Genomic DNA, 9,338 nt, shown 5'->3' with positions numbered 1-9,338 from the left:
AATCTGTGGTATTCTTAAATAGTTCCATATGACACTTTCTAATGATGGTTTAGACGCTTTTCATTATAAGTCATGTAGGACTTTTTGCATACAGTCGAAAAGCCCTATAACATCCGCAGTGGATTTTACCCACTACAGTCTTATAGAGCCTGTTTTAGCTAGGTTCAGTAACTTGGCTTTTTTATATGTTTTAATTATGCTATAATAATGAAAGTTTAAAGTATGTTTGAAAGGCTATCGGACTCATGTCTGATGAGAACAATGAAAATGACAAACTATGCGATTATTCTAGCAGCAGGTAAAGGAACGCGTATGAAATCAGACCTTCCAAAGGTCATGCACAGGGTTGCTGGTATTACTATGTTAGAGCACGTTTTTCGTGCAGTTTTAGCCATTAAACCTGAAAAAAACGTAACCGTTATTGGTCATAAGGCAGAATTGGTCAAAGAAGTCCTGGGTGACCAATCGCAATTTGCAATGCAAACAGAGCAGCTAGGAACAGGTCATGCGGTCATGATGGCTGAAGAAGAATTGTCAGGTTTAGAAGGACAAACCTTGGTCATTGCTGGCGACACGCCCTTGATTACAGGAGATAGTCTTAAGAACTTGATTGACTATCATATCAGTCATAAAAATGTAGCAACTATCTTGACAGCTGAAGCTGATAACCCATTTGGGTATGGTCGTATTGTCCGTAACAAGGATCAAGAAGTGACTAAAATCGTTGAGCAAAAAGATGCTAACGACTATGAACAAGCTATCACTGAAATCAATACTGGAACTTATCTTTTTGATAATAAACGCCTTTTTGAAGCTCTCAAAAATATCAATACCAACAATGCTCAAGGGGAATATTACCTAACAGATGTTATTGGTATTTTCAAAGAAGCCGGTGAAAAAGTTGGTGCCTATAAACTGCGTGACTTTGATGAAAGTTTAGGTGTTAATGACCGTGTTGCCTTGGCAACAGCTGAGGGAATCATGCGCCGTCGTATCAACCATAAGCACATGGTTAATGGGGTTTCTTTCCAAAATCCAGACAGCGCCTATATTGACATTGATGTTGAACTTGCTGAAGAAGTTGTGGTTGAAGCAAATGTTACTCTTAAAGGTCAAACTAAAATTGGTCGTGAAACCGTCCTAACTAACAGTACCTACATTGTCGATTCAGAGGTTGGAGCCAATGCTGTTATCACGAACTCTACGATTGAAGAAAGCATCTTGGCTGATGGTGTCACTGTTGGTCCTTATGCCCACATCCGCCCTGGATCTGAACTAGCTAAAAATGTCCACATCGGAAACTTTGTGGAAGTCAAGGCCTCTAAACTTGGTGAAAATACCAAGTCTGGTCATTTGACTTATCTTGGTAATGCTGAAATCGGAAAAGACGTTAATATTGGTGCTGGTACCATTACAGTCAATTACGATGGACAAAACAAGTTTAAGACGGTTATTGGCGATAATGCTTTTGTCGGTAGTCATTCAACCTTGATTGCACCGCTTGAAGTTGGGGATAATGCCCTAACAGCAGCAGGATCAACGATTACTAGGAATGTTCCTGAAGATAGTGTCGCTATTGGACGTAGCCGTCAGGAAAACAAAGAGTTCTACGCTCTTAAATTACCACATCACCCAACAAAAAAATAAGTTCGAAGAGTGGTTTTGAGGATTTATCATGGATTTTGAAGAAAAAACGCTAAAACGTGCAACGATTTTTGAAGGTCATATTTTTACAGTCGCCGTTGATGATGTTGAATTACCAAATGGATTGGGACAATCTAAACGTGAGTTAGTCTTTCATAATGGTGCGGTTGCAACTCTAGCAGTTACGCCAGAAGATAAGATTATTTTGGTTAAACAATACCGTAAGGCAATTGAGGGGATTTCTTATGAGATACCGGCTGGAAAACTAGAAGTTGGTGAAGCAGGTTCTGAAAAAGAAGCAGCTGCGCGTGAGTTGGAGGAAGAAACTGGCTATGCTGGCGAGTTGACTTTCTTATATGAATTTTACACAGCCATTGGATTCTGCAATGAAAAAATCAAACTTTACTTGGCTGATCAGTTAACAAAGGTACCCAATCCTCTACCACAAGATGATGATGAAGTTCTTGAGATTTTAGAACTTAGCTATGATGATTGTATGGCTATGGTAGCTTCTGGTCAGATTCAAGATGCCAAAACCATCATTGCTTTGCAATATTATGGACTGCACATGGAGAATAAGTAGTTATGGGAAAACCATTATTGACTGATGAAATCATTGATCGTGCCAATCGTGGTGACGATTTGGCTGATTTCTACGATACTGATTTTGATGGTCAGGAGACAAGGGTGATTTCGACAGAGGAGACAGCTGATCTATCCCGAGATAGAGGTTTTTTCTCTGCTAAAAAAGAGAAACCTGTGGTCAAGAGTCGTCGAATCGAGAATGCTAAGCGCAATGCGTTTCAAGCTAAAATCAATCGTATTCTTTTGATTGTCCTGTTACTCTTTGTCCTTTTGCTAGCAGCTATTTTTTATTTATAGAAAGACATTATGAAAATTGGAATTATTGCCGCTATGGAGCAGGAATTGCGCCTATTAGTGGAAAAACTCGGGGATAAGTCTGAGGAAAAAATCCTTGGAAATACTTACTATCTAGGACACCTCGGTAAGCATGAACTCGTTTTGGTTCAATCAGGGGTTGGAAAAGTCATGTCAGCCATGTCAGTAGCAGTCTTGGCTGATCACTTTGAGGTTGATGCTGTCATTAATACAGGATCGGCTGGAGCGGTAGCAGAAGATCTAGCTATCAGAGATGTTGTTGTTGCTGACCGCTTGGTTTACCATGATGTTGATTTAACGGCCTTTGGTTATGACTATGGACAGATGTCCATGCAACCTCTTTATTTTGAGTCTGATTCGGCCTTTATCAAAGTTTTTCAAGATGTTTTAGCAGAAGCTTCAGTCACTGCTAAGATTGGACTTATTGCTAGTGGTGACAGTTTTATCGCTGGTCAAGATAAGATTGATGATATTAAAGGGCATTTTCCTCAAGTACTAGCTGTCGAGATGGAGGGAGCAGCTATTGCGCAAGCCGCTACTGCTTGTGGAAAACCTTTTGTTGTTGTACGTGCTATGAGTGACACTGCAGCACATGATGCCAACATCACCTTTGATGAATTTATCATTGAAGCTGGGAAGAAATCAGCTGAGACGCTGGTAGCCTTCTTAGAAAAATTATAATCAAAAAGAGACTTAGCATTTGCTCAATGTCATTAAGTTAAGGATTTAATCTATCAAAACCCCTATTCCAAAGTGTCACTGTTGTGGTGCCGTTTAGAATAGGGTTTTAATTGACCGTATTTAGGACGCACAAAAGTAACAGTTTCTCACCCTATTTTGCTGTCATTATGGTACTTATAAGTGAAACTTACTGGCGCTTGGCTTTTAATTTTTCTCGGAAATGTTCGATTGGCTCGGATAATGGATAAATACTTGGCAATGTAAGTTCTCAATTGAGAAGAAGTGAGTGTTCCTCTGAGAAATTTTAGACAGGCATAAGCAGCGTCTGAAAATTTGATGCCGTAAGCTCTTTTTGTCTTTGATTTTTTGATGGCAATGTGTGAGGTTAGCCATTTACAAAAGTTAAAATTGATAAAACGAACATATATTTCTTGGAGAACCCCTTTCTTCTTTTTCGCATGAAAGTGAGTCAGACCGATACTGTATTTAAGGTCACGAAAACTGGTCTCTATGCCCCATCTGCTGGCATAGAGATCTTTTAATTTCTCCACAGAGTAATCTGTATTAGTGACTAATACTCAATGAAAATCTAAATCTGAAACCATTTAAGGACAAGGTGTAAATCTGGACGATTTACTAGGATTAGGAGACTCGAACCATAATTCTATATTCAGATTTTGAATTAAAATCAGTATAAGGTTTCATAGAAACCAGGTTTGATTTTCACACGAACGATACGAAAATGTAGTTCATAAAAGCTTATTGAACCCGCTTTTCTACTAGAGTTTGGTAAGAAATCAAGGAGGGAGTGATGCGATAAATAGTGATAGTGATTGGGGAAATCTTGATACATTTGCTTCATCTCCTTGGTTTGTTTCCGACAGAGTTTAAGGTCAAGCCATTCATCAAAATAAGGCGTGTCAGGCAGGTTTACACCTGATTTGATAGAACAATTTCCATCACGAATCCGAATAATATACAACCCATTTTTTTCTTGGCAATGTACCATGATATTGTAAGATTCATGGCCTCTATCCATAATCACAAGCGCTCGTGCGAAAGGGAGAGCTCGCCATCATGTCAATGACAGCAGAGCGTTCATCATTATCGACCTTGTCTTGAATCCGAAGGTCATGATAAATCCCATTTTGTAAATCATAGAGGGCATTAATATGAATCAGATTGTAAGGCGTTCGATTTGGCCCTGTTTGGATGCAGGTCTCCTTGTCAAAGCGATTTCGAGGAAGAACGACATCACTACCGTCTACAGCGAAAATCGGCATAGGATTAACCGTTGGGATTTTAGAAGTAAACTCTTTAAAAAGCCTTTCAAAAGCTTGGTATTTAATCTGGTAGCGACGTTGCACAAAAGCGTACTGAGAGACAGTGAGGTCTAAATCTAGCAGTTCTTTAGATAGACTTTTACCACCCATGGCAAGGATAGACTTTACCATCGTTGCCATTGTCAACTGACTTTTTCGACTAAAATCTTTTTCTGGTTGACAGACAAATTGGTTGGCATTTGAAACGACGTGATTAATACTACCAAGTAAGTGAGTTTTGATTTGGTCAAGCATGGTGTTTCTCCTTTTATTGTTAGTGTAGCATAGAAAGAAACAACCTACCATAAAATGTGATAGATTGCTTAACTTAATGACATTGAGCATTCGCTCAGTCTCTTTACATTCGTTTAAACATAACAGTATTATAGGACTCTATTAGTAAATCAATTTTTTTAAGCGTATCAGTCAATTTGACCTTTGCTTAGCACTTTTCAACAAATAATTGCTCCGTGACAATCAAAGGGAGGATCAGTGTTTTTTTAGCTAAACGAACGGTCATGGTTTGTGTAAAAGTATCAATTTTTTCGAGTTCAAAACTGTCAGATAGAGCAAACTGGTTTTCTTCAAGGTAATTGAGAAGTTCGAGTTGATCGTGGTAGCGTCTAAGACAGTAAGTACCGACTTCTGTGATGTCAGATAATCGCTTGGTGTATCTTTCATTGAGACGTTCACCTTTTCGAGGAATACTACCACCGTGTGGACAAGTTTGTGGGAAATCCAAGTTTTCTTCTAAACAATCGATAAATTTATCAGAGACGCTGTGTTCTAAAATTTCAGCTTCTTCATGCACATCCTTTGCAGAATAACCCAAGTCTTTAATTAAAAATAATTCAATTAGGCGGTGTTTGCGATAGAGACTAGAAACGAGAAGCATCCCTTTTTCTGTGATGAGATACCCTTTTTGTCTATCTTTGATGATCCAGTTTTCATGGATCATTTTTTTGACCATCTCAGAGGCTGCTGGGGCAGAAACTCCCATCTGACTAGCAATTTCTTTGTTGGTGATTTTGGCTTGCACTTCACCTAATTCGTAGATTCGTTTAAGGTAATCTTCTTTATTTGGAGTCATATCGTTACTTTCTTACTTCATTTGCTACATTAAGTATAGCAAAATTTACGGTAAATTGTTGACAAAAGTAAAATAAAAGGTTAGTCTATTTATAAAATTAAGTATACCTAATTTATTTAATAAACATCATTAAGGAGTTTTTGGATGACAAAAATACTAAAATACATATCGGTTCTTGCTTTAGTTCTCATAGGGCTCACAGCCTGTAGCTCAAAAGAAGGGCATCAGACATCAGATGTTAACCATAAAGAACCGGTTGTTACTGTAACGACCTCTTTCTTGAATGATATGGTTAAACAGTTAGCAGGTGATTATGTTAAACGTGACCTCATTATTCCTGCGGGAGAAGACCCTCATCTTTATGTGGCTAAATCAAGTGACTTGAAAAAATTACAAGAAGCTGACTTGGTCCTTTACCATGGTTTACACTTTGAAGGGAAAATGGTTGATGCACTTGAATCCAAAGGAACAGCTGTTACCAAAGGATTTTCAAAAAAAGATGTCGGAACTATGGATGAAGATGGTGAAAAAGTAGTAGATCCTCATTTCTGGTTTGATATTGACCTTTATAAGAAAGCAGTTAAGGAGACTTCTAAAGAACTCAAGGAATTGGTGCCGGAACATCGAAGCGATATTGCTAAAAATACAAAAGAATATCTGGCTGAATTAGATGACTTAGACCAGTGGAATAAGAAAGCTCTGTCTGTGATTCCAAAGGAAAGTCGTTATTTGGTAACACCACATGATGCCTTTAATTATTTTGCTCATCGTTATGACTTTACTTTATATGCGCCACAGGGTATTAGTACCGATTCGGAGGTGGCTAATAGCGATATGATGGAAACTGTTAACTTAATTAATGAACATAAGATTAAGGCGATTTTTACAGAATCGACAACAAATCCTGAGCGCATGAAAAAACTACAGGAAGCTGTTGCTGCTAAAGGTGGTAACGTAGCTGTTGTGACTGGTGAAGGTAAGGAACTCTTCTCTGATTCTCTAGCACCTGAGGGACAAGATGGTGATAGCTACATCGACATGTACAAGCACAACACTAATCTTATCGTTGAGTCATTAAAATAAAAATGGTTTAGAAGAGAAGCATGTTATTCTCTCGTTTGTTATAGTAAAAGACATTTGAGATTTATCATTGAACACAGTTGTTCTATTAACTCGTCTAGGTTGTCTCAATAAAACATTGGAAAGGAAGAGCACTCTGAAAAGGGTGCTTATCTATTATGGAAGCAGCAATCTCAATCAAGGATTTATCCGTATCTTATCAATCAAATCAAGCTTTATCTCATCTCAGTCTGACGATTCCTAAGGGCAGTCGTACAGCTATTGTTGGACCAAATGGTGCTGGAAAATCTACGTTACTTAAAAGTATTCTTCAATTAGAAAAGGTAGAAACTGGGCAGATTTCCCTGCTTGGAAAAGATCAGTTTTCTCCCCAATGGTTAGCTCAGAAAGTCGCTTACATTCCCCAATCGAGTCAGGTTAACTGGCAGTTTCCGGCAAGAGTTTTTGATATTGTGCTGATGGGTCGGTATCCCTTGATTAATAATTGGTTTAAGAGACCAAAAAAAGAAGACAAAGAAGCAGCGCTGCTTGCTTTGGAAAAATTAGACTTATTAGATTTTCAAAAACGACAAATCAATCAGTTGTCTGGAGGACAAAGACAGCGCGTTTTTCTAGCTAGAGCTTTGGCTCAGGAGGCTGAACTTTATCTGATGGATGAGCCCTTAGCTGGTGTTGATATCAAGACGGAACAGAAGATTATGGATATACTCGAGGATTTCCAAAAAGAAGGGAAGACATCAGTTGTCATCCATCATGATCTCCATAGTTTGAACAAGTATTTTGATTATCTCGTCTGGTTAAATAAAAAAACGATTGATCAAGGTGATATCAATCGGGTATTAACTGAGGAAAATTACCAGATAGCTTATCAAGCCTCGTCTCAATCTTCCTTATCGGTATTAAGGAGGGAGAGATAATATGTTAGCTATTTTAACTGACTATTCCTTTGTAACTGTAGCCTTTGGAACGTCCATTTTTGCTTTGGCATCTTGCTTATTGGGTTCAATCAGTGTTTTGAAACGACAAAGCCTCATTGGTGACGTTATCGGTCATGCCTCTTATCCAGGGGTAATTCTGGCATTTATGGTCTTTGAATCACGGAATCCTTTACTTTTAATGTTAGGTGCCATGTTAGCAGGATTATTATCGTATCGTCTGGTCTATCTCATCAATACTTATAGTCGGCAGAGCTTTGTCAATGCCTTGTCTTTGGTATCTGCTTCTTTTTTTGGATTAGGAATGGTTCTGAAAAATTTTCTTCAGGGAAATCATCATTATCAAAACGCTTCTCAAGCTGGGCTTCAAACTTATCTTTTCGGTCAAGCTGCTTTCATTCAAAAATCAGATCTTTATTTAATTGTGGCAGTATCGCTATTAGTATTGGGGATTTTTTTAGTTTTTTACCAGCGATTGATTGTTTATCTTTTTGATGAAGGCTTTGCCCAAGTAAGTGGTCTTCCTCTTAGTCTGATCAAGGGAGGACATCTTGTCTTGATGACAGCTCTGATTGCTGTTGGTTTAAAAGTGGTCGGTGCTATCTTAATGAGTAGTTTTTTGATTGCCCCAAGTGTCTTTGGCTTGCTTTTAGGAAAGACGTATAAGCAAAGCTTACTATTTGGAAGCATAATGGCCTTTGTCTCAGCCTGGTTAGGGAGCTTAATGAGTTCTAGTATTTCTGGGATGTCTACAGGCCCGGCTATTATTATTTGTATGACAGTTTGTCTAACTCTTGCTTTTCTTTGGTCTACTTATATTCAAAAGGAGAACGGTCGTGTCTGAAGTATTCTTAATAATGATTGTTATTGCTATGTCCTGTAGCTTAATTGGCAATATTTTAGTGATTAGTAATCAAAGTATGGTGGCAGATGCTTTATCACATTCTATTCTTCTGGGAATTGTCATGGGTTTCTTTTTAACTCAGGACCTTTATTCACCGTTATTACTCATAGGTGCAAGTGTTTTTGGAGTTTTAACAATTATCATGATTGAAGCTATCCATAGTCAAAAAATTGCCCATGACGCGGCGACAGGGCTAGTATTCACCTTCTTCTTTGCGCTAGGTGTCATGTTGATTTCCCTATTCGCTAGAAATGTTCATCTGGATTTAGATATGGTATTGATGGGAGAAGTGCTTTTTGCACCTTTTGTTAGGAGTCAATTACTAGGAGTTGACATGCCTCTGGCTTTGGTTAGAGGGATTGTCCTTTTATTGAGTCTATCTCTTTTTTACCTGTTATTCTTCTGGCGTTTGTCTCTTTATTTATTTGATAAAACGCAGGCTAGATTAGTTGGTGTAAAAGTGACGCTAGTTAAGCTCTTACTCATGTTTTTGGTTTCTTTGACTATTGTCCTTGCTTTTGATAGTTTAGGCTCTATCACAGTGATTAGTTTTTTAGTTGCTCCTGCCATGTTAGCTAGTTTATGGTCACAGACTTTTTTGGCTTTTACGTTACTTAGTCTTGCCTTCTCTATCCTTCTGGCTAGTTTGGGCTATTATTTAGGTATGTTTCTTGATGTCACCCTTTCTGGCATAACAGCAGTTGTAGCCTTAATAAGTTTTTTGACAATGATGTTGATAAAATCATTCGTTCATAGAATCATGAAGAGCAAGTGATAAAAAA

General features: G+C 38.2%; 9 protein-coding genes and 2 pseudogenes. 8 read left to right on the top strand and 3 right to left on the bottom strand.

The window, feature by feature from the left end:
- The first annotated feature begins 267 nt into the window (after positions 1-267).
- From glmU to ACMZ6U_RS07410, 4 genes are read left to right on the top strand one after another with little or no spacing between them, the layout of a single operon-like run.
- Entirely contained in the window at positions 268-1,647 is a 1,380-nt protein-coding gene (gene glmU, locus ACMZ6U_RS07425; RefSeq protein ID WP_416107565.1) for a bifunctional UDP-N-acetylglucosamine diphosphorylase/glucosamine-1-phosphate N-acetyltransferase GlmU, read from the top strand.
- A 28-nt stretch (positions 1,648-1,675) separates the two neighbouring features.
- Entirely contained in the window at positions 1,676-2,227 is a 552-nt protein-coding gene (locus tag ACMZ6U_RS07420; RefSeq protein ID WP_416107563.1) for an NUDIX domain-containing protein, read from the top strand.
- Between the two features lie 2 nt (positions 2,228-2,229).
- A complete protein-coding gene (gene macP, locus ACMZ6U_RS07415) occupies positions 2,230-2,526 on the top strand; it encodes a cell wall synthase accessory phosphoprotein MacP (protein ID WP_416107561.1) in 297 nt (98 codons plus the stop codon).
- Positions 2,527-2,535: 9 nt separating this feature from the next.
- Positions 2,536-3,225, top strand: a complete 690-nt coding sequence (locus ACMZ6U_RS07410) for a 5'-methylthioadenosine/adenosylhomocysteine nucleosidase (RefSeq protein ID WP_416107559.1) — start codon at positions 2,536-2,538, stop codon at positions 3,223-3,225.
- A 146-nt stretch (positions 3,226-3,371) separates the two neighbouring features.
- On the opposite strand, the pseudogene ACMZ6U_RS07405 reads toward ACMZ6U_RS07410, so the two are convergent.
- The 3 genes and pseudogenes from ACMZ6U_RS07405 to ACMZ6U_RS07395 form a co-directional block, all read right to left on the bottom strand.
- A pseudogene (locus tag ACMZ6U_RS07405) lies at positions 3,372-3,800 on the bottom strand (transposase); the annotation flags it as partial.
- A gap of 122 nt (positions 3,801-3,922) precedes the next feature.
- Positions 3,923-4,802: pseudogene (locus tag ACMZ6U_RS07400) on the bottom strand (transposase); the annotation flags it as partial.
- A gap of 187 nt (positions 4,803-4,989) precedes the next feature.
- Entirely contained in the window at positions 4,990-5,637 is a 648-nt protein-coding gene (locus tag ACMZ6U_RS07395) for a metal-dependent transcriptional regulator (RefSeq protein ID WP_416107557.1), read from the bottom strand.
- Positions 5,638-5,781: 144 nt separating this feature from the next.
- Between ACMZ6U_RS07395 and ACMZ6U_RS07390 the strand changes: the two genes are divergently transcribed.
- The 4 genes from ACMZ6U_RS07390 to ACMZ6U_RS07375 all read left to right on the top strand — a co-directional run bounded on the left by ACMZ6U_RS07390 (position 5,782) and on the right by ACMZ6U_RS07375 (position 9,331).
- Positions 5,782-6,720: a metal ABC transporter solute-binding protein, Zn/Mn family gene (locus tag ACMZ6U_RS07390; RefSeq protein ID WP_416107555.1), complete on the top strand. Its 939-nt coding sequence runs from the start codon at positions 5,782-5,784 to the stop codon at positions 6,718-6,720.
- A gap of 155 nt (positions 6,721-6,875) precedes the next feature.
- On the top strand, positions 6,876-7,634 hold the full coding sequence (locus ACMZ6U_RS07385) for a metal ABC transporter ATP-binding protein (RefSeq protein ID WP_416107553.1): 759 nt from the start codon (positions 6,876-6,878) through the stop codon (positions 7,632-7,634).
- A gap of 1 nt (position 7,635) precedes the next feature.
- On the top strand, positions 7,636-8,496 hold the full coding sequence (locus ACMZ6U_RS07380) for a metal ABC transporter permease (RefSeq protein ID WP_416107551.1): 861 nt from the start codon (positions 7,636-7,638) through the stop codon (positions 8,494-8,496).
- A complete protein-coding gene (locus ACMZ6U_RS07375; RefSeq protein WP_416107549.1) occupies positions 8,489-9,331 on the top strand; it encodes a metal ABC transporter permease in 843 nt (280 codons plus the stop codon). The genes ACMZ6U_RS07380 and ACMZ6U_RS07375 overlap by 8 nt, the downstream gene beginning before the upstream one ends.
- Positions 9,332-9,338 lie beyond the last annotated feature (7 nt).

Origin of the sequence: Streptococcus pluranimalium, assembly GCF_047785745.1 — a bacterium.
GTDB lineage: Bacteria > Bacillota > Bacilli > Lactobacillales > Streptococcaceae > Streptococcus > Streptococcus pluranimalium_B.
The sequence above is the reverse complement of the archived record's forward strand: the minus strand, read 5'-3'. Positions and strand labels throughout refer to the sequence as shown.

Excerpts from the sequence above, each read along its gene's own strand:
- glmU (WP_416107565.1), top strand. The coding sequence starts at position 268 with ATGACAAACTATGCGATTATTCTAGCAGCAGGTAAAGGAACGCGTATG.
- ACMZ6U_RS07420 (WP_416107563.1), top strand. The coding sequence starts at position 1,676 with ATGGATTTTGAAGAAAAAACGCTAAAACGTGCAACGATTTTTGAAGGT.
- macP (WP_416107561.1), top strand. The coding sequence starts at position 2,230 with ATGGGAAAACCATTATTGACTGATGAAATCATTGATCGTGCCAATCGT.
- ACMZ6U_RS07410 (WP_416107559.1), top strand. The coding sequence starts at position 2,536 with ATGAAAATTGGAATTATTGCCGCTATGGAGCAGGAATTGCGCCTATTA.
- ACMZ6U_RS07395 (WP_416107557.1), bottom strand. The coding sequence starts at position 5,637 with ATGACTCCAAATAAAGAAGATTACCTTAAACGAATCTACGAATTAGGT.
- ACMZ6U_RS07390 (WP_416107555.1), top strand. The coding sequence starts at position 5,782 with ATGACAAAAATACTAAAATACATATCGGTTCTTGCTTTAGTTCTCATA.
- ACMZ6U_RS07385 (WP_416107553.1), top strand. The coding sequence starts at position 6,876 with ATGGAAGCAGCAATCTCAATCAAGGATTTATCCGTATCTTATCAATCA.
- ACMZ6U_RS07380 (WP_416107551.1), top strand. The coding sequence starts at position 7,636 with ATGTTAGCTATTTTAACTGACTATTCCTTTGTAACTGTAGCCTTTGGA.